The organism is Gordonia bronchialis DSM 43247 (assembly GCF_000024785.1).
In the GTDB taxonomy this organism is placed as follows: domain Bacteria; phylum Actinomycetota; class Actinomycetes; order Mycobacteriales; family Mycobacteriaceae; genus Gordonia; species Gordonia bronchialis.
Map to the genome: position 1 here is coordinate 4465651 of NC_013441.1, position 22393 is coordinate 4488043.

The following is a 22393-nucleotide window of genomic DNA, read 5'->3' on the forward strand; positions in this document are numbered from 1 at the left end:
AGTCCGTGGTCACCGTGTCCGCACGGTGCGTTGTTCGATTTCCTTGCGCGCGGCCTGTTCCGGTGTCAGTTCGACGATGCTCTGCACGAAGATCCCGGGCAGGTGCACGTCGTCGGGGGCGATCTCACCCACCTCGACGACCCGCTCGGCCTCCACGATGGTGTACCTGCCCGACATCGCGGCCGGCGGATTGAAGTTGCGTGCGGCGGCGTGGAATCGGCAGTTACCGGCACGGTCGACCACGGCGGCGCGGATGAGCGCGAAGTCGGTGATGATGGACTCCTCGAGCACCATCTGCTGCCCGTGGATCTCGCGAACCTCCTTGGGCGGTGAGCTTTCCGCGACGGTACCGTCGGCGTTGTACCGCCAGGGCAGTCCGCCCTCGGCGACCAGAGTGCCGACGCCGGTGGGAGTGAAGAAGGCCCCCACACCGCTGCCGCCGGCGCGCATCCGCTCGGCCAAGGTGCCCTGCGGGGTCAGTTCCACGGTGACCTCGCCGGCGAGGAACTGCCGGCCGAACTCCTTGTTCTCGCCGATGTAGGAGGCGATCACCTTGCGAATCTTGCGAGCCTCCAACAGGAGTCCGAGACCGGCGCCGTCGACGCCGCAGTTGTTGGAGACGATCGTCAGGTCCCCGGCACCCTGATCGAGCAGAGCCTCGATCAGGAACCAGGCAATGCCGGCGAGACCGAACCCGCCGACGGCGATGCTCGCGCCGTCCGGGATGTCGGCGACCGCTTCGGCCGGGCCGGCGGCCAGTTTGTCGAGGGTCATGACTGCTCCAGGTGTTCGATGATGGCGGGTGTGATGATCTGCGGCTGTTGCGCATTGGCGAGATGGGCGGAGTGGGGCACCACGAGGAGCCGTCCGTGCGCGACGTTGTCGGTGATCTCGGCGAGCTTGGGCGGCGGGGTGGCCGGGTCGTCGGCGCCGGCGATGGCCAGCGTCGGCGCGGTGATCTTCGGCAGATCGGCGCGCTGGTCCATCGTCGCGATCGCCTCACAACACGATGCGTACCCCTCGGCCGGGGTGGCGGCCACCATCGACTCGTAGTACTCGCGTGAATCCTGGTGATCGGCAAGATAATCGGGAGTGAACCACCGTGCCACCACGGCCTCGGCGACAGCCGCGGTCCCCGCGGACCGAACTGTCGCGGCGCGGTCGGTCCACGCCGACGACGGGGTGAGTTGAGCTCCGGTACACAGCAGCGCAACCCGGTTGACGCGATCGGGATTGCGCGCCGCCACCCGCATCGCGGTCATCCCGCCCAGCGAGAGTCCGACGAGGTGCGCCGAGGAGATGGCCAGCCGGTCGAGGAGTGCCACGACGTCGTCGGCCAGATCATCGATGCTGTACGGACCATCGGGAACCGGCGATTCGCCATGTCCTCGGGTGTCGTACCGGATCACCCGGAAGCGCTCTTCCAGGGCGGTGAGCTGTGCATCCCACATGCGGTGAGTCGAGCCGAGCGAATTGGACAGCACCACCGCGGGCGCGTCGTCGCGGCCGGTGACGACGGCGTGGACGTCGAGGGCGCTCATCGGGTGGCCTCGAAGACGGCCGCGAGTCCCTGTCCGCCGCCGATGCACATGGTTTCCAGCACATAGCGCGCATCACGACGACGGGCCTCGTGCGCCGCGGTGGCGAGGATCCGACCACCGGTCGCACCGATCGGATGCCCGAGCGAGATGCCCGAGCCGTTGGGGTTGAGCCGCTCGTCGTCGGCGTCGATCTTCCACTCGGCCAGCACTCCGAGGACCTGGGCTGCGAAAGCCTCGTTGAGTTCGATCAGGTCGAGGTCTGCCAGAGTGAGGTCGGCGCGGTCGAGCGCGGCGGCGGTCGACGACACCGGCCCAAGGCCCATCGTCTCCGGCTCGCACGCCGTGACCGCCCAGGAACGCAGGGTGAGCATCGCGTCGAGTCCGCGCCGGTCGGCTTCCTCGCGGGTGGTGACCACGCACATCGCCGCCCCGTCGTTCTGGCCGGAGGCGTTTCCCGCGGTGACAGTGGATTCGGGATCGACCTTCAGTCGGATCGGCCGCAGCTTGGCGAGACTCTCGGCGCTCACATCGGCGCGGGGATGTTCATCCCGGTCGACGACGACGTCGGGCTTGCCGCGCTTGCCCGGCACGGTGACGGCAACCATCTCGTCTGCGAAGCGGCCACTCTCCTGGGCGGCGATCGCCCGCTGGTGCGAGCGCACCGACAGTGCATCCTGCTCCTCGCGACCGATCCGGTAGCGGGCGCGCACGTTCTCGGCGGTCTCGATCATGCCGCCGGCTATCGGATGCGACGACCCGCCCGCCGTCGCTCGTCCACGGTCGAGGCGGTCCATCAGTTCGATCCCGCCGTGTCGCACCCCGGTGCGCAGACCGAGCGCATAGTGCTCGACGTTCGACATCGATTCGGCGCCACCGGCCACGACCACCCTGGCACCTCCGGTGGCGACGGCCGCGGCACCGTTGATGATCGCCTGCAGTCCCGACCCGCACCGACGATCGACCTGCATGCCGGGTACCCCGATGCCCAGACCGGCGTCGAGTGCGGCGATCCGGCCGATCGCCGGTGATTCCCCGTTCGAGTAGCCCTGGCCGAGGATCACGTCGTCGATGTCGCCTTCACCGAGACCGGTGCGGGCGGCCAGTTCGCGCAGCAGTCCGGTGGCCAGGTCGGTGACGCTGAGCGGCGCCAGGGCGCCACCCATACGTCCGACCGGGGTGCGCAGAGGCGAACAGATCACGATGTCGGTGGAGGAAGCCATGTGTTCCACCGTAGGCACCTGCGTCGATAGGCGGAAGTATCGATATCGGAGCGATTGATATGTGACAAGTATCAGTAGGATACGCTGGCCGTCATGGAACTCCGGCACCTTCGGTACTTCCGCGCGGTGGGCGAGGAACTGCACTTCGGCCGGGCCGCACAGCGCCTGCACATCGCACAGCCGCCGCTGTCCCAACAGATCCGACAGCTCGAAGACGAGCTCGGTGTCACGCTGTTCACGCGATCGACGCGACGAGTGGAGCTCACCCCCGCCGGCGAGGACTATCTACGGCGGGCGGTGGCGATCCTCGACTCCGTCGACGCCGCCGGACGTCAGGCGCAGCGCATCGCCGAGGGCCGGCACGGACACCTGTCGATCGGCTGCGTCGGCTCCGCCACCTATTCGCTGCTACCGGCGCTTGTTCGCGCGATCGGTGACGAGCTGCCTGACATCGAGGTGAGTGTGCGCGGCGAGATGCTCGCCCCCGACCAGATCTCGGCGCTGAAGTCGCGCGACATCGACATCGCGCTCCTGCGTCCACCACCGGACACCGAGGAACTCCACGTCGAGACGATCCGCAGAGACCGGTTGATCGTCGCGCTGCCCACCGGTCATCGCCTCGCGTCAAGATCCGCGATCGATCTGGCGCAGCTCCGCGACGAGAACTTCATCGCACACGCCGGCGGGGGCAAGTCGGTGATGAGCGGGGTGCTCGCAACCACGTGCGCCCGAGCCGGATTCGTTCCCCATGTCCGTCACGAGGTGGAGGAGACCTCCACGCTCATCACGCTCGTGGCGGCCGGCCTCGGCGTCGCCGTCGTGCCCGAACCCACCGCCGCACTCGGTATCGCCGACGTCGTCTACCGTCCGCTGTCCGGTCAGCACGAGCGGATCGATCTCGCCGTCGCATTGATCGAGTCGAGGCGCACCGCTCTCACCGACAACGTTTTGGCGATACTCCACGCGATCTCGCGAACGTGATGACGCGAGATGTGTCACCGTTGGACGGTGAGCTCCACCGAGTTCGACGCCGACAAACTCTTCCCGGGCAAGTTCTTCATCAGCACTGTGCTCGACGTGCTCGAGTCCAAGAAGAAGATGACCGGCCATATGCGCCGCCGGTATATCCAGCGAGCGGCGATGGCGGGCATCATCATCGCGATCTTCTACGTCATCGACTACACGATGATCGGCGCGTTCGACAGCATCGGTGACGACCAGCAGTTCCACGTCATCGGCAAACTGCTGGGCTCGCTGACCTTCGGCTGGGCTCTGGTATTCATCTACTACTCGAAGTCCGAGCTGCTCACCTCGAACATGATGATCGTGGCGATCGGCACCTACTACCGGCGAATCACACCACTACTGATTCTGCGGATTCTCGTGTTCTGCTACGTCGGCAACATCATCGGAGGCCTGCTCATCGCCCTCCTGCTGCGCGGTTCGACGCTCGTGGAGGGCGGGACGCTCGACGCGATGAACCATGCGGTCGAGGTCAAGACGGCTATCTGGGCGAGGGGTGGACGGGCTGGCTCGATCTGTTGGTGCGAGCCATCTTGTGCAACTTCATGATCAATCTCGCCATGCTGGTGGTCTACAACGGTTATCTCCACGAGGATCTCGCCAAGTGTCTGGCGATGATTGTCGCCGTTTTCATCTTCGCGTTCCTCGATTTCGAGCACTCGGTGGCCAATACGGTCCTGTTCATGATCGTCTGGCTTCAGGACGGCATACCGGTGGGCGCGGCCCTGGGAAATCTCGGCATCGTGTTGCTGGGCAACCTGATCGGCGGCGGTGTGCTCATCGGTTTCTACTACGCGTGGGTCAATGACGAACGCGATACCCATTTCCCGAACCTCCGGCGGACGCACAAGCGGTGAGTTGCCGGCGGGGATGTCCTGACCGATCAACTCCCCTGTCGCGCAGCCAGGTACGCCGTCGCCGCGCGGGCCGCATCGGCCGCGGCATCATGCAGGTCGGCCCCACCGGCCAGCGCGGCGGCCAGAATCCCGGCGAAATGGTCTCCGGCGCCGGTGGTGTCGGCCACCGGCGTACGGTCCACGGTGACACGGGAGACCTGGGCGCCGTCGGCGGCCACCACACCGTCGGCGCCCAGGGTGATCACCACGGACTTCGCCGTCGCGCAGAGTTCCCGGGCGACCGCTTCCGCATCGGCGTCCACATCGCCCGACGAAGCATCAGCGTAGTAGGCTGCTTCGATCTCGTTGACCACCAATGGATTCGACGCTGCGATCACCTCCGAGCGCAGTGGCGCAACCGGACTCGGGTTCAGCACCAACCGCCGATCACGCCGGCCACACCACTCCGCAACGGCAGCCGTCACACGCTCCGGTGACTCCAGTTGCGTCATCACCACGGCCGGATCGACATCATCCAGCGCACCGATCACCATCTGCGGCGTGAGCAACGAATTGGCCCCGGAGACAACGACGATCCGATTGTCACCGGAATCATCGACCTCGATGATCGCTCGCCCGCTCACCTCACCGGTCACCGCGACATGCCGGACGTCGACGCCACCTGCACGCTGCGCATCGAGCATGCGACGACCGGTGTCATCGTCGCCGACCACACCGATCAGACTCGCCGGTGCCCGACCCGCCGCGGCCAGAGCCTGATTGGCACCTTTGCCACCGGGCCGTTCGGTCAGCGATTGCCCGATCACCGTCTCGCCGATGTCGGGCCGACGCTGCACCCGTACCACCAGATCCATGTTCAGCGTGCCGACCACCGCTACCCGATGGGTCACAAAAGCTCCTCTCCCGGTTGTAATTCCACGGCCATCAGCCCGTGACTCCGGGCCTGCCGAACGAACTCGGCACCCGGGTCGTCGAACATGGTGGGACGTACCCGGCCGAAACCGATGGGCCACAGCGTCCCGAAATGGATCGGCACCGAGCACCGCGCACCCACCACCCCGGCGGCGACCGCGGCCCGTTCGGGGTCCATGTGACCGTGGCCGAGCGTCGGGCCCCAGCCGCCGACCGGCAGGAGCGCGAGGTCCACATCGTGGACCCAGTCGTGCAGATCGTCGTAGACGTCGGTGTCCCCGGCGAAATAGGTGACCGCATCACCGGCGATCAGATACCCGAGCGCGGGGACGCTGCGTTCGCCGTGCCGCCATCGCCGGCCGTCGTGGTCGGCGGGTACCGCGTGAATCGTCAGCGAGCCGATCCTCACCTCGTCACCCGGGCTCACCTCGATCAGCTCGTTGCCGAGCCGCCGCAGCGCCCGCACCGCGTCCGGCGCACCGCGCGGCACCACGATCGGTGACTGTTCATCCAGCATCCGCAGTGAGGGCAGGTGGGTGTGGTCGGCATGCAGGTGCGACAGCAGCACCACGTCGGGATCGTGGACGCCCACACCGGCGGGCACCCCACCCCGACGACGCCGCAGATGTGCCACGCGGGACGTCAGCACCGGGTCGGTCAGCACCGTCGTCCCGCGATCCTCGATCAACACCGTCGCGTGCCCCAGCCAGCGTAATCGGGGCAATCGCGAATCCACACCAGTAGTCTCCCAGACGAACGAGAGGAATCCATGCGAACCACCGCGGCCGTCATCCGGGGCCTGATCGAGTTCCTGATCCTGTGGATCAGCTCCGCCGTGGCGATTCTCGCACTTGATGCCGTGCTCGACGGCATCACCCTTGAACCGATCGATATCGGCCTGCGGGGACCCTCCGTGCTGCCCGCAGCCCTTGCTCTCGCACTGGTTTTCGGCGTCCTCAACGCGGCGCTCTGGCCGCTGGCGATGCGCCTGATGTCGTGGGTCGGTCCGGTCTTCCTGTTTGTGCTGGCCTTTGTCACGGGCGGTCTGATCCTGGTTCTCGCGCTGTATCTCGTGCCGGTCGCCGAGATCGACCATCCCGTCACGGCGTTCCTGATGGCGGCACCGCTGTCGCTGTTCAGCTCCATCATCGGCGGCGCGGTGGCGTCCCGCTCCGACACCGCCTATCGGCTGATGCAGGTTCGGCGACAACGCTTTCGACTCCGCCGGGCAGCGCGACCGATCGGTGAGACCCCGGGTCTGCTGTGTATCCAGATCGACGGACTCGGGCACGGCGTGTTACGCCGCGCCATCGCCGACGGGGTGACCCCCACCTTGGCCAAGCTCGTTCGTGAAACCCACACGCTCATCGGCTGGTCCACGGACTGGAGCAGCCAGACGGGTGCAACCCAGCTCGGAATCCTCCACGGCAACAATCACAACGTGCCCGCGTTCCGCTGGTACGACAAGTCCGACGGCCACACCGCTGTGTTCAGCAATCCGCGTGACAACGAGATACGGGAGGAAGAGCGCGCCGACATCGTCGGTCTACTCGCGAAAGACGTTGCGAGCCGCGGGAATCTGTTCACCGGCGGGGCTGCCGACAACGTCCTGGTGGTCAGCCGTATGCGCGGTGCACGACTCGGCGGCGGGTCCGGATACACGTCGTACTTCCTCGACCCGTCCAGTGCGCTCCGCACCGTGCTGGGCATGATCGCCGAGATCGTCCGCGAACTGCGACAGGCCTGGCATCAGCGGCACCGCGACATCCTGCCCCGGGTCCCCCGCGGCGGTGTGTACCCGTTCGTGCGGGCGTTCACCACGGTTCTGGCCACTGACATGACGGTGTCGGCCGTGGTACGCGACATGATCGAGGGCCGGCGCATCATCTACATCGACCTCATCGGTTACGACGAGGTGTCCCATCACTCGGGAATCTCACGCCCCGAGACCCTTTCGGTGCTGACGCGCGTCGACGAAACCGTCCGACTGCTGCTGGCCGTTGCGGCACAGGCCGATCGGCGCTACCGGGTGGTGGTTCTCTCCGATCACGGCCAGAGTCAAGGGGCAACGTTACGTCAGCGCTACGGCGAGACCCTCGGCCAGCTCGTGGCCCGGCTGTGCGGCACGACCGTCGAACCCGCCCGTGCAGCAGCCGAATCCGAGGGATTGCTGTACGCGGCGGCCAGCGTCAACGCGCCGGTCGCACCGGAGCCCGCACAGATCCAGCAGGCGCAGACCCCGGTGGTCCTGGGGTCTGGCAACCTGGGTTTGATCAGCTTCCCGTCAATCCCCGGGCGTGCCGACGTCGACGCCATCGAGCGACGACATCCCGGCCTGATCGACGCCCTGCGCACTCATCCCGGAATCGGTTCCCTGCTGATCGCCCGCTCCGACGGCGGATCGGTCGTCCTGGGCGCCGATGGCAGCGTCGACGTCGCGACGGGCACGGTCACCGGCATCGACCCATTGGCGGTCTTCGACGGCAACGCTCTCGAAAAGATCCGCCGGACAGACGGTTTCGACAATGTCGCCGACATCATGGTGGGCGGTGCCTACTGGCCGGAGACCGACGAGGTGGCCGCCTTCGAAGAGCAGGTCGGCTCCCACGGCGGCATGGGCGGACCCCAGAGCACGCCCTTTCTGCTCTATCCCGCCGAACTACCGGCTCCCGCGGAACCGGTGCATGGTGCGCAAACGGTTCATCGCATCCTGGCCGGCTGGCGGGATCACCGATGAGTCAACGCATCAGCGATGCGTGAACTGCGGGTCGCGCTTCTCGACGAAGGCCGCCATCCCCTCGGTCTGATCGTCGGTGGCAAAGGTGGCGTAGAACAACGCACGCTCGGCCCGAACTCCTTCGGTCAGTGAGGATTCGAAGGCACGGTTGACTGCGTCCTTGGCCAGCGAGGCCGCGATGAGCGACTTGGATGCGATCGTGCGCGCCACCTCGAGAGCGGTCTCCAGACAGGCCTCGGGTGATACGACGCGGGAGACCAGGCCGAGGCGCTCGGCCTCGTCGACCTTCATCTGCCGTCCGGTGAGAATCATGTCCATCGCCTTGGCCTTGCCCACTGCCCGGGTGAGTCGCTGTGAGCCACCGATCCCGGGAATCACACCGAGGTTGATCTCGGGCTGACCGAAGACTGCGTTCTCGCCGGCGATGATGATGTCGCACAGCATCGCCAACTCGCACCCACCGCCGAGTGCGTAGCCGGTCACGGCAGCGATGATCGGGGTCCTGGTGCGCGACAGTTCATCCCAGGCACCGAAGAAGGACTCGTTGACGACGTCGGCGTAGCTCTTCGACGACATCTCCTTGATGTCGGCGCCGGCGGCGAAGGCACGCTCGGACCCGGTGAGCACGATGGCCCCGATCCCGGCGTCGGCGTCGAACTCGCGAACCGCGCCTACGACCTCGTTCATCAGCTCGGTGTTGAGCGCGTTGAGGGCCTTGGGCCGATTCAGGGTGATGACCCCGACCCGGTCCTGACGTTCGACGATGATGGTGTTGTATTCGGGCACAGTCGATCTCCTAATTGTCGGCGTCGAAGGTGAGGTCGCGCGGTAGCGGCGCGAAGAAGGCGTCGAGTTGTTCCGGGGACGCATCCGGCGCCCAGGCCGGATTGCGGTCCTTGTCGATGACCTGGGCCCGGATCCCCTCGGCCATGTCCGGATGCTCCAGGCACCGCACCGACACGCGGTATTCACGCACCAGGGTGTCCTCGAGCGAGGCATCGTCGGCGGCGGCCCGTACCGATCGCAAGGTGACCGCCAGTGCCGTCGGGCTTTTCGCGGCGATGGTGTCGGCCACCTTCGCCGCGTCGGGCGTACCGACCGCGCGGCAGCGTGCCACGATCTCGGTGACCGTGTCGGCCGCGAACGCGTGCGCGATCCAGTCACGCCGCTCGGCGATGGGGGCAGCCGGTGGCTCGATGGCGAAGCGTGCCACCGCGTCGTGGACCCCGGAGTCGCCCACTGCGGCTCGGAAGTCGGCGAGTCTCTCCGCCGGAACGTAGTGGTCGGCGAGGCCGAGCGCGATGGCGTCGGCACCGTTGAGCGGGTTCGCGGTGAGTGCGGCGTAGAGTCCCAGGTTGTCCGGAACCCGCGACAGCAGGTGCGTTCCGCCGACGTCGGGGACGAACCCGATACCGACCTCGGGCATGGCCAGACGCGTGCGGTCGGTGACGATCCGGGTGTTGCCGTGCGCCGAGATGCCCACTCCGCCACCCATGACGATCCCGTCCATGAGCGCCACGTAGGGCTTGGGGTAGGCGGCGATCCCGGCGTTGAGACGGTATTCGTCCCACCAGAACTTTGCCGACGGCGACTCGTCGGCCTGCGCGTCCCCCTCGCCGGGTGCACCGCTGCATGCCGAGGCGTCGCGATGGATGGCGACGATGTCGCCGCCCGCGCAAAATCCGCGCTCTCCGGCACCGGAGACGACAACCGACTTCACCGTGTCGTCGTCGGCCCATTCCTCGAGCAGACGTGCCATCTCGAGCACCATCTCGTGGTCGAGCGCATTGATCGATGCGGGCCGGTTGAGCACCAGGTATGCGGCCGACCCGGCCTTGTCGGCGAGCACGGACGGTTCGGTCACGGACGTCTCCTCGGTGAAACAGGTGAAGTGGGTCGCACCGAATGCTTGCATATCCAAGTAAATATGTCCACGTCCGTTACCTCTACCGTGGACTCATGAGCTACTCGAAAGCCCGCATACGCGACGTCGAGGATCTCAACCCCCGGTTTCGGCGCCTCGTGTTCGACGTCGACGACCTCGGCCGACTCAGCCTGCCGGGGGTCGCCGACGAGGCGGTGGGACTCTATGTTCCGTCGGCCGGCGAACACGACGTCCCCGATATGAGCTGCCGCGACGGGGTGTGGGCCTTCCATGACATCGACGTCGCACCGCAGGTACGCAACTATTCGATTCGCCACCTCGATGCCGCGACGGGCAGCGTCGTGATCGACGTCGTGATCCATTCGACCGGCCCGGTCACCGAATTCGCCCAGCGCGCCCGACCCGGCGATCGGGTGACGATGTCGCACGCGCGGGGCTGGTACCGCCCACCACCCGAGACCGATTGGCAGATACTTGTCGCCGACCTCGCCGCCCTGCCCGCACTCGCACGCATTCTCACCGAGAGTGACGACGACGCGCCATTGATCGTCGTCACCGAACTCGGCGATCCCTCCGACGTCGAGTTGCTTCCCGAGTTCGCGGGTACTCACCTGTCTGACGTCGGCGGCAACGGATACACCCCGAGCCGCCTGGCGGCGAGAATGCGAGATCTCGATCTCCCACCGGGACGCGGCTATTGCTGGTTTGCCGGCGAGGCCGCCGAATCCCGCTCGGTGCGGAAATATGTGCGTAGCGAACTCGGTTGGGGCCGAGACGATTACGACATCATCGGTTATTGGCGACACGACGGCGAGCGGTGGTCCCGGCAGTTCGAGGAACGCGGTAACGGATTGTTCGACGTCTACCGGCGGGCGATAGCAGACGGCAAGACCGAAAAGCAGGCGGCAGAGGAATTCGACGAGGCGCTCGAACGTGCCGGTCTCTGATCACCGGCACTGGTCGAATAGCGACGCCAACCCCTGCTGGTTGAGTAGCGACTCCCACCCTATTTGTTGAGTAGCGAAGCCCACCCCTGCTGGTTGAGTAGCGACGAGCGAGCTTGCGAGCCCGTCGCGTATCGAAACCACAAGCGAGCCAACAGTATCCGCAACCACACTCCACCCCCGACAACGACCGATGCACCCGTCCAAGACGGGTGCATCGGGTCGATGGGTGGTCGCGAGTCACGACGACGCAGAGCGCATACCTCGGTCAGTGAGCCGCTTCGTAGGCGTCGACGATGTCCTTGGGAAGACGCCCACGGGGAGCGACGTCGTAGCCGGCACCGATTGCCCACTCACGGATCTCGGTGGTGGGCGACGACGAGGACTTCGACGAGGAACTCGGGGCCGAATTGGAGCGGGTGGTGGTTGCTCGCTTGCGCCCGCCGACTCGGGTCGAGACGTCGAGCAGCTTGGCGACGGTCACCTTGCCGTTCTCGACCTTGTCCAAATTGGCCGAGGACACATCCAGCTCATAATCCACACCCAGCCACGACCACGAAACCGTGTGCGCATCATCGGAATCGATCTCGTGACCGTCGAGGTCATCAACAAATGTGACTTTCTGGATTTTTGCCATGCGTCCAGGTTAACCGATAAACGCCGAATTACCGCAGACGCCGGGGGGTCGGAGTGCCGCGTGGGCTAATTCCGCACACCGGATATTTGTTGGCTTGATCACTGTCCGCGTGATTGCGCAATTCGTCCCAGACGGACGTCTGCGCCGGCGTCAGTACGCAGCGACCTGGCCATCCTTGGGCGCCCGGTACATGCGCCACAACAGTTTCGGTATCGACCGCAGCGGCAGCCGGTGAGGCCAGTCCCGGGCCCGCAGCAGGGCTTCGGTACCGCCGTCGACCGTGATGACCGCTCCGCACAGGAAATCGGCATTGTCGGAGAGCATCATCATGACCCAGGCGGCGAGCTGTTCCGGGGTTCCGTATTCGCGCACCGGGACCGGGAACGACCGGACGTTCTTGCCCTGCGCACCGTCGAGCTGGGAGCGCAGCAGAGGCGTCATCACCGGCCCGGGCGCGATGACGTTCACCCGGATGCCCGCGCCGGCCCACTCCGGCCGGGTGCCGTGCAGCCGACACCATTGGGCGACGGCGATCTTCGACGCGGCGTAGGCCGCCGGTGCGGCCACCTGGCCCCGTCGACGTATCTGGCGCGCCGCCGCCACGGCATCCCCGCCGAGGAGACGGCGGACTGCGCGACGCGGCACGAGTGGGGTCGAGGTGGTCGAATTCGAGCCGAAGACAACCACTTTCGCATTTCCGGAGGCCGCCAGCGCAGTCCGCCAGGCGGTGAGGAGTTCGGTGACCCCGAGCACGTTCACATCCAGGATCGTCTGTTCCTGCCCGCGCCGTGGGCCGAGCCCAGCGGCCAACACCGCACCGTCGAGCCGGCCGTCACACCGCTCGATGACGCCTACGATGGCCGCATGCCGGCCGTCATGAGTGGACAGATCGGCGGTGATGTCGGCGTCGGTTCCGGGCCGGTCGATCCCGATGACCGTGTGACCCGCCGCGCGCAGGGATTCGGCGACCGCCGCGCCCATTCCCGACGCCGAGCCGGTCACCGCATACGTGCTCATCTCGCGACCCGCGAGGCGTGGTCCTGGCGGTGCAACGCGCGGTCATAGGCGTCGTTGTAGGCCCGTAACTCGTGCAATAGCGCTTCGGGGGTGCCGGGCGACAGGTCGGCGAAGACGCGCTCGAGACGTTGCGCTCGCAGCAGACCGTCGTGGTCGAACGCCTCGCGACCCCGCTCGGTGGGGCGAATACGACGGGAGAGGGACCCCTCGACAGCGAACCGCTCCAGATAACCCTGCTTGATTGCCGCATTCACCTGGCGGTTCACCGTCGACTGCTCGAGATCAAGCTCGACGGTGAGCTCACGCAGCGTGCGGGCACGCCCGTCGGACAACACCCAGAGGATGGTGAACGCGGAATTGTCCAGGACCGAGTCGGGATGCATCGCCGGCTTCCGACGGGTTAGGCGGAGCAGTTCGTCGGCGAGATCGCCGTACAAGGGCACCGGCCAGATCGACTTGTCGTCCACAGATGCCACGTCTGGACCACCTTATTCATGCAGGCAGGGGATTTGTCCGATTCGCTGTATGTAGGGTACATATGTAGTCTGCATACACCGCACACGATGCGGCCAGTGGAGTATGCCCGTGACAAGCAAGAAGCCAGATCCGAGCCAGGCGCCGCACCTTCAGGTCGTCGACGACACCGAGGTCCCACACGCCCAGACGTCCGCCGCCGGTGCGATGGGCACCGTCATCACCCTGTGCTTCGCCGGTTTGATCGCCTCACTGATGCAGACGCTGATCATCCCGGTTCAGCCCGAACTCCCGGCTCTGCTCGGGACATCGATCTCCAGTGCGTCATGGATCATCACCGCGACCCTGCTGGCCGCCGCCGTCGCCATGCCGATCGCCGGACGTCTCGGCGACATGTTCGGCAAACAGCGAATCCTGGTCGGCAGCGGCATTCTGCTCATTGTCGGCTCATTGATCTGCGCCCTCAGCACATCGGTGTGGCCGCTGGTCGCCGGCCGCGCGGTCCAGGGTCTGGCGATGGGCCTGATCCCGGTGGGCATCAGCCTCATGCGCGAGGTCACCCCACCGCGGCTGACGTCGATGGCGGTGGCCGCCATGAGTGCGACCCTGGGTGTGGGCGGCGCCATCGGCCTCCCGCTGGCTGCCTGGATCTCTCAGGAATGGACCTGGCACACCCTGTTCTGGGTCTCCACGGTCCTGGCCGCCATCGTGACGCTGGCCATCGTCGTGGTGGTTCCGCACGTCCCCGATGCCGCCGGCGGCAAACTCGACGTGCCCGGCGCGATCGGCCTGGCCGTCGGTCTGGTCGCCGCTCTCATCGCCGTGTCCAAGGGTAACGACTGGGGCTGGTCGTCGGGCGCCACGATCGGCTTGCTCATCGGCGGGCTGGCGGTGCTCGTGGCATGGGGCTTGTACGAAGTGCGCCAGCAGGATCCGCTGGTCGACCTGCGCACCACCGCCCGGCCGGCGGTGCTGCTGACCAACCTCGCCGCCGTCGCTGTCGGATTCGGCATGATGGCGCAGGCGATCGTCATCCCGGCGCTGTTGGAAACCCCCGCCTTCACCGGGTACGGCCTGGGGCAGTCCATCCTGGCCGCGGGTCTGTGGATGGCTCCCGGTGGCCTGATGATGATGCTGCTGTCCCCGGTGTCGGGGCTGCTGATCAACAAGATCGGCGCCAAGTTCACCCTGGCGATCGGTGCCACCGTCCTGGGCATCGGATACGTGGTGGCGCTGTTCCTGATGAGCTCCCCGTGGCAGCTCATGCTCGCGTCCATCATCGGTTCCGCCGGCGTGGGTATCGGGTATGCCGCCATGCCCACCCTCATCATGGGGGCGGTGCCCATCACCGAGGCCGGTGCCGCGGTCGGACTCAACGGCCTGATGCGCTCCATCGGCACCACGGTCGCCTCGGCCGTCATGGCCCTGGTCCTCGCCACGTCGACGAACACCTACTTCGGCCGCGAGTTCCCCGATCAGTCAACGTTCCACTGGTGCTTCCTGATTGCCGCGGCCGCCGCATTCGTCGGTGTGGCCATCACGCTGTGCATCCCCAACTCACGTCCCGATACCCCGGCCCCGAGCGCTGTGGACAACCGGACCCAGGTCGCCGCCGAGGCATGAGACCGACGGCGTCTATCGGAGCGCTCGCCGCAGGGTGACCCGGTAGGTGTAGTGCTCGGGCAGGAAGTGACTGACCGCCAATTCCACCGCGTCCCCGCGCGAATCGGTGTAGAGGCGGTCGACCCGCAACACCGCCTCACCCTCGGCGCATCCGAGTCCGCTCGCCAGCTCCGCCGTCGCCGTCACCGCCGTGATGGACTGCGCACACTCGTCGATGGGATGGGACAGGTGCGGTTCCAGTAGTCCGATCATCGTGTGTGAACTCGTTGCGCCGCAGACGAGATCGGGGTGATCGAGCAGGTGCGCCGCGATCGGTTCCGGCCACCACACGGTGGTCACCACAAACGGCACGTCGCCGTGCTGGCGCGCAAAGACGATGCGGTACACCACATCGGTGTCCAGACGCAGACGCCCGGCGGCCTCGAGATCGACCCGCCGCGAGGGAGAGCGGAGAACCGTCATCGCGGTGTCGGCGGAGAGGTTCATCAGATCCTCGATCGAACCGAGCTGCCGTAGGTAGCGTCCGCCGCCGTCGGTTGCAAAGGTGCCCCGGCCCGGAACCCGGTACACCACTCCCTCGGACACGAGATCCTGAAAGGCCCGACGGACGGTCTGCCGACTCAGCCCGTACTCTGCGGACAGCTCGGACTCGGTCGGCAACCGGACCCCATCGGGGTAGCGGCCCTGCGCAATTCGCGCACGCAGGTCGTCGGCGAGCGATCGGTATGCGGGTAGCCCGGTCACGACACGCGGCCCATCACGTCAGAGACCACCGCGCGCGACGAGCTGAGCGGCGATCACATTGCGCTGGATCTCGTTGGTGCCCTCGCCGACGATCATCAGCGGCGCGTCCCGGAAGTAACGTTCGATGTCGAACTCCGTCGAATAGCCGTACCCGCCGTGAATGCGCACGGCGTTGAGAGCGATCTCCATTGCCACCTCCGACGCGTACAGCTTCGCCATGCCCGCCTCCATGTCGCAACGTCGGCCACGGTCGTACTGCTCGGCGGCATGCCACGTGAGCTGCCGAGCGGCGGTCAATTTGGTGGCCATGTCGGCCAGGTAGTTGCCGATCGACTGATGCTTCCAGATCGGCTGCCCGAAGGACTCCCGCTGCTGGGCGTAGGCGAGTGAATCCTCCAACGCGGCGGTCGCGACTCCCAGTGCACGGCAGGCGACTTGGATGCGCCCGGTCTCCAACCCCTTCATCATCTGGGAGAACCCTTTACCGGCAACCGATCCCAGAATCGCCGAGCGTGGAACGCGATAACCGTCGAAGGACAGCTCACAGCTCTCGACACCCTTGTAGCCGAGCTTCGGCAGATCGCGCGACACCGTCAGTCCCGGGCCGTGTTCGCACAACACGATGGAGATTCCCCGGTGTCGTGGTTGCGCTTTGGGGTCGGTCTTGCACAGCAACGCGATCAGACCCGAGCGGCGGGCGTTGGAGATCCAGGTCTTGGACCCCGAGATCACCAGGTCGTCGCCCTCTTCTCTGGCGAGAGTTGTCATGCTCTGCAGATCCGATCCGCCACCCGGCTCGGTCAACGCCATCGTCGCCCGCATCTCACCGGTCGCCAGGCGTGGCAGGTAGGTCTGCTTCTGCTCCTCGGTACCGAAGAGGGTGAGCAGTTTGGCGACGACGGTGTGCCCGCCCATGGCGCCGGCGAGGCTCATCCATCCGCGCGCGAGTTCCTGGGTCACCCGGGCGTAGCACGGCATCGACACCGGCGACCCGCCGTACTCCTCGGGCACCGCGAGACCGTAGATGCCGATCTGCTTCATCTGCTCGATCCACGTCGCCGGATAGGCGTTGTCGTGCTCGACCTGCTGCACCGTCGGCCTGACGTCACGGTCGATGAACGCGCGTACGGTCTCGACGAGGAAGGCTTCTTCGGCGTTCAGATCGCTCACTGCGGGTACCCGGCTTCATCTCGAACGGATTTGTACGGCCAATTTAGAGATCCGGCTCAGCGGATGTCAACCGGAGCCGACGCGGCCGGCGAGAAGGGGCCGCCGTGTCCGCGCCACCTGCGTGTCCGGACCTCCGTGCGGCTCTCCGGAACTGGGGCTCGATACCCTCCCGGAACCCACCCCCTTCCGCTCAGCGACCGAGCGCGCTACTGTGCCTACGCAGTGGCCATTTGGCCGCACATTTTCGTCCGGCCGAGAGGGGCACCGCGTGGCAGGTGAGCGGAGATCATGAGTGAACCCATCGCGGTGGGCGGACCGTACTTCGACGATCTGCACCACGGGCAGGTCTTCGACGACGCGCCGTCGGCCACCCTCACCGACGGCCTCGCCGCGGTCCATCAGTCGATCGTCGGCGATCGCCTCCGGCTACCGCTCGACGCACATCTGTCGGCGTGTGTCACCGGCGCGGACACCGGCGCGGTTGCCCACCCCGGGCTCGTCTCCGATCTGGCGATCGGACAGTCCACCATCGCCACCCATCATGTGAAAGCCAACCTGTTCTACCGCGGGCTGCGGTTCCTGAGCTACCCCACGATCGGGGACACTCTCACCACGGTCACCGAGGTCGTCGGCCTCCGGGAGAACACACCAAAGCCAGGGCGGGCGCCCACCGGACTGGCTGCTCTGCACATGATCACCACCGATCAACACGGTGGTCCGGTGCTCGACTTCTACCGTTGCGCGATGCTGCCGTTGTCGCCGGATGCCCGCCCCGATCGCACGATGCACGCCGACGACCTGTCCACCGTCGGGCCGGGCGAGGTGTCCGCGCCGGTGCTGCCCGATTGGGATCTGGCAGCTTTTCGCGACAATGTTGCCGGCCGGCACTTCTCGCTCGATCTGGCCGGACGGGTCTATCACTCCAGCGCCGACGTGGTCTCCAGCGCACCGGAGCTCGCCCGCGCAACGCTGAATGTGGCTGCCACCCACCATGATGAGCGGATCGGTGTGCACGGTCGTCTCGTGTACGGCGGACACACCATCGGGCTGGCGCTGGCCCAGGCGACCCGGGCCCTCCCCAATCTGCTCACCGTCACGTCGTGGGATTCCTGTGATCACACCGGTCCCGTGCACGAAGGTGACACGCTCACCAGCGAACTCACCGTTCTCGACGCGACTCCGCTGAACACCGGCGGGCTCGTACATCTGCGGTCGGTGGTGTCCGCACACCGACCCGGTAACAACCCCGCCGAGGTCCTCGACTGGACCTTCTGGGCCCTCATGGCCTGACCCGAGGAGCACCTCTTGACCCAGCACACCACCGGAACTCCCGCGCGCCGACCGCTCGACGGGCTGCACATCGTGGAGGTGTCCAGCTTTGTGGCCTCTCCCCTGTGCGGGCTGACCCTTGCACAGTTGGGCGCCACGGTCATTCGGGTCGATCCGATTGGCGGAGCCGCCGACATCAACCGCTGGCCGCACACGGATGGACACAATGGGGCACCCGTAGGGACGTCGATCTACTGGACCGGACTGAACAAGGGCAAGCACTCCGTCACCGTCGATATGCGAAGCCCGGAGGGACAGCAGACGATTCAGGACCTCGTCACCGAATCCGGCGCCGGCGGCGGGATTCTGGTCACCAACGCCGGTGGCCGTGACTGGATGAGCCACGCGACGCTGTCGGCGATCCGGCCCGACGTCATCACCCTCGAACTGCTCGGCGGCAGCGACGGCACCCCGGCGGTGGACTACACCGTCAACGCCGGACTCGGCTTCCCGCTGCTCACCGGGCCGACCGACCACGACGGACCGGTCAATCAAGTACTCCCCGCCTGGGATGTGGTCTGCGGACTCTACGCCGCGCTGGCCATCACCGCGGCGGTCCGACGCCGTGAGGCCACCGGCGTCGGCGCCGCCATCCGCCTACCGCTCGAGGACACGGCCCTGTCGATCTCCTCGGCACTCGGATATCTCACCGAGCCCCAGGTGAACAGCAGTGGACGACCAGCTACCGGCAATGACGTCTACGGCACGTACGGAACCGATTTCGAGACCGCCGACGGCGGGCGGGTGATGGTGGTCGCGTTGACCCGCCGTCACTTTCGTGACCTCGTGTCGGTTACTGGAACCGAGCAGGTGGTGGCGTCCCTCGAGACAGCACTGGGCGCCGACTTCGATTCGGAAACAGACCGTTTCGAGCACCGAGCCGTACTCAATGCGCTGTTCGGCAAGTGGTTCGCCGACCACTCCACCGACCACGTGTGCACCGCGCTCAACGCCACTTCCGTCCTGGCACAACGTTATCGGAGCTTCGACGAGGTGGTGTCCGCCGGCACGCTCGCCCACAACGACCTGTTCGCAACCGTCGATCAGCCCGGCATCGGCGAGTACCTGGCCGCGGGCCTGCCGGCACGCTTCGACGGTGAGCACTTCCATACCGGCCCCGCACCCGACTTGGGTTCGGGCGTCAGCTGATTCGCTGCCTCACGCATTGCCGGTCCAGCCGCCCGCCATCACTCCGCAGACCAGAATCCCCGCTCCGCGAGCACCGTCACGGCCTGGTTCCCGGCCCGCAGGAAGTGGCCTTCGATCAAGGTGCGCACCATTCCCGCCGAGCGGGACCGCAGGACGTCGACGATCTCCCGGTGATCGCGCATCGCGTCGGCGATCCACTCCGGATGCTCGTCGTAGAAGCCGTCCGGAATGGCGTTGCTGAGCAGCTTGAGCTCGGCCAGCAGACGGCGAGAACCGGCCGCGCGGTTGATGATTCGATGGAACTCATTGTTGAGGCCATCACGGGAGGTACCGCTGGCTTCGCTTTCCATGGCGGTGGCGAGGTCGTCGAGCGCGGCTATGTCGTTCTCGGTCAGGTGTGCGACGGCCCGCTCGGCGGCGATGCCCGAGATCAGCCCGAACATCCAGTAATGATCACGCACATCCTCGCGGGACAGCTCCGCGACGAACGCACCGCGGCGTGGGGCCACCTGGATGATGCCCTCACCGTCCAGCGCGATCAGCGCCTCACGCACCGGCAGCTTGCTGATACCTAGGTCGGCGGCTATCGCATCCTGGTCCACTTTGCTCCCCGGACGCATCTCGCCGGCAAAGATCCGTCGTCGGATCTCCTGGGCGGCGCGTTGCTTGAGGACCGATGGCTGTGGGACATCGTCACTGGTCGACACGGTGGTCACGGTACCTGTGCACGACGCGCCTGAGCCAGTTTTTGATAATCACGAAGAATCGCGAGGCCTATGAACTGCGAATTCTCGGCGATAGTTGAGTACTACCCGCAATACTTGATAATCTGTGCCAGTGACCGACACCCCCACCCCCGAGGTGAGCGCGGAGGACTTCACCTCCGTTCGCGATCTCGTGGCAGACTTCGTCCGCACCAAGGTCATCCCTCGCGAGCAGGAGATCCTCGACGCCGACGCGGTCCCCGACGATCTGCGCGCCCAGGCCGCCGAGATCGGACTGTTCGGTTACGCCATTCCGCAGCAGTGGGGTGGGCTCGGTCTCGATCTCACCCAAGACGTCGAACTCGCCATGGAGTTCGGGTACACGTCACTGGCGTTGCGATCGATGTTCGGCACCAACAACGGCATCGCCGGTCAGGTGCTGGTCAACTTCGGCACCGACGAACAGAAGGTGCAGTGGCTCGAGCGCATCGCCTCCGGTGACGTGGTCGCCTCCTTCGCCCTCACCGAACCCGGGGCCGGGTCCAACCCGGCCGGGCTACGCACCAAAGCGGTCCGTGACGGTGACGACTGGGTCATCAACGGCGACAAGCGTTTCATCACCAACGCACCGGTCGCCGATCTCTTCGTGGTGTTCGCCCGAACCCGCCCGGCCGACGAATCCGGAACGGGGATAGCGGTGTTCCTCGTCCCGGCCGACACCCCCGGCCTCGAGGTGGGTGCCAAGGACCGGAAGATGGGCCAGGAAGGCGCCTGGACCGCGGATGTGTCGTTCAACGACGTCCGGGTCCCCGCGTCGGCGCTGGTCGGTGGTGACGAGGACGCCGGCTACCGTGCGGCGATGACCTCGCTGGCGCGCGGGCGCATCCACATCGCCGCACTCGCTGTCGGCACCGCACAACGTGCCCTCGATGAGTCGGTCGCCTACGCCGCGACGGCCACCCAGGGCGGAACGCCGATCGGCAACTTCCAACTCGTACAGGCGATGATCGCCGATCAGCAGACCGGGGTGATGGCCGGGCGCGCACTCGTCCGCGACGCCGCCCGCAAGTACGTCAACGGGGAAGATCGGCGAATCGCACCGTCGGCGGCCAAGCTGTTCTGCACCGAGATGGTCGGCAACGTCGCCGATCTCGCGGTCCAGATCCATGGCGGCACCGGCTACATGCACGGTGTGGCGGTGGAGCGCATCTACCGCGACGTGCGCCTGCTCCGCCTGTACGAGGGCACCAGCGAGATCCAACGACTCATCATCGGCGGTGGACTCATCCGCACGGCCCAGCGCTGACCCCTCGCACACCCCACCAGACAGGACACCCGCATGCCCGGACCACTTCTCGCCGATCAAACCGCCGTCATCACCGGCGCTGCACAGGGTATCGGCTTCGCGATCGCGCAGTTGTTCATCGACGAGGGCGCACACGTCGTGATCGGTGACATCGACGCCGACGCGGCCACCGCCGCCACCCGGCTCGGTGGTGACGCCCGCGCCATCGGAGTCCGGTGTGACGTGACCAGTTCGGACGACGTCGACGCGCTGCTGGCCGCCGGGGCCGACGCCTTCGGCCCCGTCGACGTGATGGTCAACAACGCCGGGATCACCCGCGACGCAACGATGCGCAAGATGACCGAGGAGCAGTTCGATCAGGTGATCTCGGTACACCTCAAGGGAACCTGGAACGGCACCCGCAAGGCGGCCGCGATCATGCGGGAACGCAAGAAGGGTGCCATCGTCAACCTGTCCTCGTTGTCGGGCAAGATCGGCCTCGTCGGTCAGACCAACTATTCGGCCGCCAAGGCCGGCGTCGTCGGACTCACCAAGGCCGCCGCCAAAGAGGTTGCGCACGACGGGGTCCGCGTCAACGCGATACAACCCGGGCTGATCCGGACGGCGATGACCGAAGCGATGCCGCAGAAGGCGTGGGATCAGAAGATGACCGAGATCCCGCTGCAGCGGGCCGGTGAGGTGTCCGAAGTCGCCTCTGTCGCACTGTTCTTGGCGTCCGATCTGTCGTCGTACATGACCGGGACCGTCTTGGAGGTCACCGGCGGACGGTTCATGTGATCGCCGCAGTCGGCTGACGTCACGACGTCAGCGCGATGTACTTGGTCGTCAGGTACTCCGGTCACGAGCTCCCACGCGCGATGCAGGATCTCGCCACGCGTCCGGGGTGGGGTGGCCGCCCACCGCGCCTGCGCCGCCGACGCGGCCGCCAGTGCGCTCAGCGCGTCGTTGGCATTCGCGTCGGCCACCGACGCCAGCACCTCGCCGGTGGCGGGGTTGAGGACGTCGAACCGTGCTCCCGACGATGCCTCGACACTGCGGCCGGCGAGCCAGAGTCCGGTGGGCACGGAGGAGGACAGCTTCGGGGAAGTGGTCAGCGCGGAAGTGGTCATTGGGGGGGACTG

Annotated in this window: 23 protein-coding genes and 1 pseudogene; 10 read left to right on the top strand and 14 right to left on the bottom strand. The window is 66.6% G+C overall.

What is annotated here, in order from left to right:
- Nucleotides 1-9: 9 nt before the first annotated feature.
- Genes GBRO_RS20675 through GBRO_RS20685 form a run of 3 tightly spaced genes read right to left on the bottom strand, consistent with a single transcriptional unit; the run spans nt 10 to nt 2761 of the window.
- Nucleotides 10-774 carry a CoA transferase subunit A gene (locus GBRO_RS20675; protein WP_012835824.1) on the bottom strand — a complete coding sequence of 255 codons (765 nt, stop codon included), beginning with the start codon at nt 772-774 and terminating at the stop codon, nt 10-12.
- Complete coding sequence (gene pcaD, locus GBRO_RS20680; RefSeq protein WP_012835825.1) at nt 771-1541, bottom strand: 3-oxoadipate enol-lactonase; 771 nt, start codon at nt 1539-1541, stop codon at nt 771-773. Before pcaD ends, GBRO_RS20675 begins: the two co-directional genes overlap by 4 nt.
- The gene (locus GBRO_RS20685) at nt 1538-2761 is read right to left on the bottom strand and encodes an acetyl-CoA C-acetyltransferase (RefSeq protein WP_012835826.1); all 1224 of its coding nucleotides are present in this window, start codon (nt 2759-2761) and stop codon (nt 1538-1540) included. The genes pcaD and GBRO_RS20685 overlap by 4 nt, the downstream gene beginning before the upstream one ends.
- A 93-nt stretch (nt 2762-2854) precedes the next feature.
- On the opposite strand from GBRO_RS20685, the gene GBRO_RS20690 reads away from it, so the two are divergent.
- The 3 genes from GBRO_RS20690 to GBRO_RS27420 are packed head-to-tail and all read left to right on the top strand — an operon-like array spanning nt 2855 to nt 4641.
- Nucleotides 2855-3742 (top strand): LysR substrate-binding domain-containing protein, encoded by an 888-nt coding sequence (locus GBRO_RS20690; protein ID WP_012835827.1) that lies wholly within the window; start codon nt 2855-2857, stop codon nt 3740-3742.
- 27 nt (nt 3743-3769) lie between these two features.
- Nucleotides 3770-4333 (top strand): formate/nitrite transporter family protein, encoded by a 564-nt coding sequence (locus GBRO_RS27415; protein WP_256596546.1) that lies wholly within the window; start codon nt 3770-3772, stop codon nt 4331-4333.
- The gene (locus GBRO_RS27420) at nt 4330-4641 is read left to right on the top strand and encodes a formate/nitrite transporter family protein (protein WP_256596547.1); all 312 of its coding nucleotides are present in this window, start codon (nt 4330-4332) and stop codon (nt 4639-4641) included. The genes GBRO_RS27415 and GBRO_RS27420 overlap by 4 nt, the downstream gene beginning before the upstream one ends.
- Before the next feature lie 26 nt (nt 4642-4667).
- Here the strand turns inward: GBRO_RS27420 and GBRO_RS20700 are convergent, their stop codons facing one another.
- Together GBRO_RS20700 and GBRO_RS20705 are read right to left on the bottom strand one after the other, a co-directional pair.
- Nucleotides 4668-5531 carry a ribokinase gene (locus GBRO_RS20700; protein ID WP_012835828.1) on the bottom strand — a complete coding sequence of 288 codons (864 nt, stop codon included), beginning with the start codon at nt 5529-5531 and terminating at the stop codon, nt 4668-4670.
- Nucleotides 5528-6289, bottom strand: a complete 762-nt coding sequence (locus GBRO_RS20705) for an MBL fold metallo-hydrolase (RefSeq protein WP_012835829.1) — start codon at nt 6287-6289, stop codon at nt 5528-5530. The genes GBRO_RS20700 and GBRO_RS20705 overlap by 4 nt, the downstream gene beginning before the upstream one ends.
- 33 nt (nt 6290-6322) lie before the next feature.
- On the opposite strand from GBRO_RS20705, the gene GBRO_RS20710 reads away from it, so the two are divergent.
- Nucleotides 6323-8290: a phage holin family protein gene (locus tag GBRO_RS20710; protein ID WP_012835830.1), complete on the top strand. Its 1968-nt coding sequence runs from the start codon at nt 6323-6325 to the stop codon at nt 8288-8290.
- 9 nt (nt 8291-8299) lie between these two features.
- Here GBRO_RS20710 and GBRO_RS20715 read toward each other — a convergent pair whose 3' ends face one another.
- Both GBRO_RS20715 and GBRO_RS20720 read right to left on the bottom strand, forming a co-directional pair.
- The gene (locus tag GBRO_RS20715) at nt 8300-9076 is read right to left on the bottom strand and encodes an enoyl-CoA hydratase (RefSeq protein ID WP_012835831.1); all 777 of its coding nucleotides are present in this window, start codon (nt 9074-9076) and stop codon (nt 8300-8302) included.
- A gap of 10 nt (nt 9077-9086) precedes the next feature.
- Nucleotides 9087-10154, bottom strand: coding sequence for an enoyl-CoA hydratase/isomerase family protein (locus GBRO_RS20720; protein WP_012835832.1), 1068 nt, complete (start codon nt 10152-10154; stop codon nt 9087-9089).
- A 95-nt stretch (nt 10155-10249) separates the two neighbouring features.
- Here GBRO_RS20720 and GBRO_RS20725 point away from each other — a divergent pair, with 95 nt between their 5' ends.
- Nucleotides 10250-11122 (top strand): siderophore-interacting protein, encoded by an 873-nt coding sequence (locus GBRO_RS20725; RefSeq protein WP_012835833.1) that lies wholly within the window; start codon nt 10250-10252, stop codon nt 11120-11122.
- Nucleotides 11123-11387: 265 nt separating this feature from the next.
- Here GBRO_RS20725 and GBRO_RS20730 read toward each other — a convergent pair whose 3' ends face one another.
- From GBRO_RS20730 to GBRO_RS20740, 3 genes are all read right to left on the bottom strand, one after another.
- Nucleotides 11388-11756 (bottom strand): histone-like nucleoid-structuring protein Lsr2, encoded by a 369-nt coding sequence (locus GBRO_RS20730; RefSeq protein WP_012835834.1) that lies wholly within the window; start codon nt 11754-11756, stop codon nt 11388-11390.
- 150 nt (nt 11757-11906) lie between these two features.
- Nucleotides 11907-12773 (bottom strand): SDR family oxidoreductase, encoded by an 867-nt coding sequence (locus GBRO_RS20735; RefSeq protein ID WP_012835835.1) that lies wholly within the window; start codon nt 12771-12773, stop codon nt 11907-11909.
- A complete protein-coding gene (locus GBRO_RS20740) occupies nt 12770-13249 on the bottom strand; it encodes a MarR family winged helix-turn-helix transcriptional regulator (protein ID WP_012835836.1) in 480 nt (159 codons plus the stop codon). Before GBRO_RS20740 ends, GBRO_RS20735 begins: the two co-directional genes overlap by 4 nt.
- A 103-nt stretch (nt 13250-13352) precedes the next feature.
- On the opposite strand from GBRO_RS20740, the gene GBRO_RS20745 reads away from it, so the two are divergent.
- Nucleotides 13353-14870, top strand: a complete 1518-nt coding sequence (locus GBRO_RS20745; protein WP_083775636.1) for an MFS transporter — start codon at nt 13353-13355, stop codon at nt 14868-14870.
- A gap of 12 nt (nt 14871-14882) precedes the next feature.
- On the opposite strand, the gene GBRO_RS20750 is transcribed toward GBRO_RS20745, so the two are convergent.
- The gene (locus GBRO_RS20750; protein ID WP_012835838.1) at nt 14883-15614 is read right to left on the bottom strand and encodes a GntR family transcriptional regulator; all 732 of its coding nucleotides are present in this window, start codon (nt 15612-15614) and stop codon (nt 14883-14885) included.
- An 18-nt stretch (nt 15615-15632) separates the two neighbouring features.
- Entirely contained in the window at nt 15633-16784 is a 1152-nt protein-coding gene (locus tag GBRO_RS20755) for an acyl-CoA dehydrogenase family protein (protein WP_012835839.1), read from the bottom strand.
- A gap of 288 nt (nt 16785-17072) precedes the next feature.
- Between GBRO_RS20755 and GBRO_RS20760 the strand changes: the two genes are divergently transcribed.
- Together GBRO_RS20760 and GBRO_RS20765 are read left to right on the top strand one after the other, a co-directional pair.
- Nucleotides 17073-18074 carry a MaoC family dehydratase gene (locus GBRO_RS20760; RefSeq protein ID WP_012835840.1) on the top strand — a complete coding sequence of 334 codons (1002 nt, stop codon included), beginning with the start codon at nt 17073-17075 and terminating at the stop codon, nt 18072-18074.
- 15 nt (nt 18075-18089) lie between these two features.
- On the top strand, nt 18090-19262 hold the full coding sequence (locus tag GBRO_RS20765) for a CoA transferase (RefSeq protein ID WP_012835841.1): 1173 nt from the start codon (nt 18090-18092) through the stop codon (nt 19260-19262).
- Between the two features lie 38 nt (nt 19263-19300).
- Here GBRO_RS20765 and GBRO_RS20770 read toward each other — a convergent pair whose 3' ends face one another.
- The gene (locus GBRO_RS20770) at nt 19301-19969 is read right to left on the bottom strand and encodes a GntR family transcriptional regulator (RefSeq protein WP_012835842.1); all 669 of its coding nucleotides are present in this window, start codon (nt 19967-19969) and stop codon (nt 19301-19303) included.
- A 130-nt stretch (nt 19970-20099) separates the two neighbouring features.
- On the opposite strand from GBRO_RS20770, the gene GBRO_RS20775 reads away from it, so the two are divergent.
- Nucleotides 20100-21272: an acyl-CoA dehydrogenase family protein gene (locus tag GBRO_RS20775; RefSeq protein ID WP_012835843.1), complete on the top strand. Its 1173-nt coding sequence runs from the start codon at nt 20100-20102 to the stop codon at nt 21270-21272.
- A gap of 33 nt (nt 21273-21305) precedes the next feature.
- Complete coding sequence (gene fabG, locus GBRO_RS20780) at nt 21306-22049, top strand: 3-oxoacyl-ACP reductase FabG (RefSeq protein ID WP_012835844.1); 744 nt, start codon at nt 21306-21308, stop codon at nt 22047-22049.
- A 74-nt stretch (nt 22050-22123) separates the two neighbouring features.
- On the opposite strand, the pseudogene GBRO_RS25485 reads toward fabG, so the two are convergent.
- Nucleotides 22124-22381, bottom strand: a pseudogene (locus tag GBRO_RS25485) (aldehyde dehydrogenase family protein); the annotation flags it as partial.
- Nucleotides 22382-22393 lie beyond the last annotated feature (12 nt).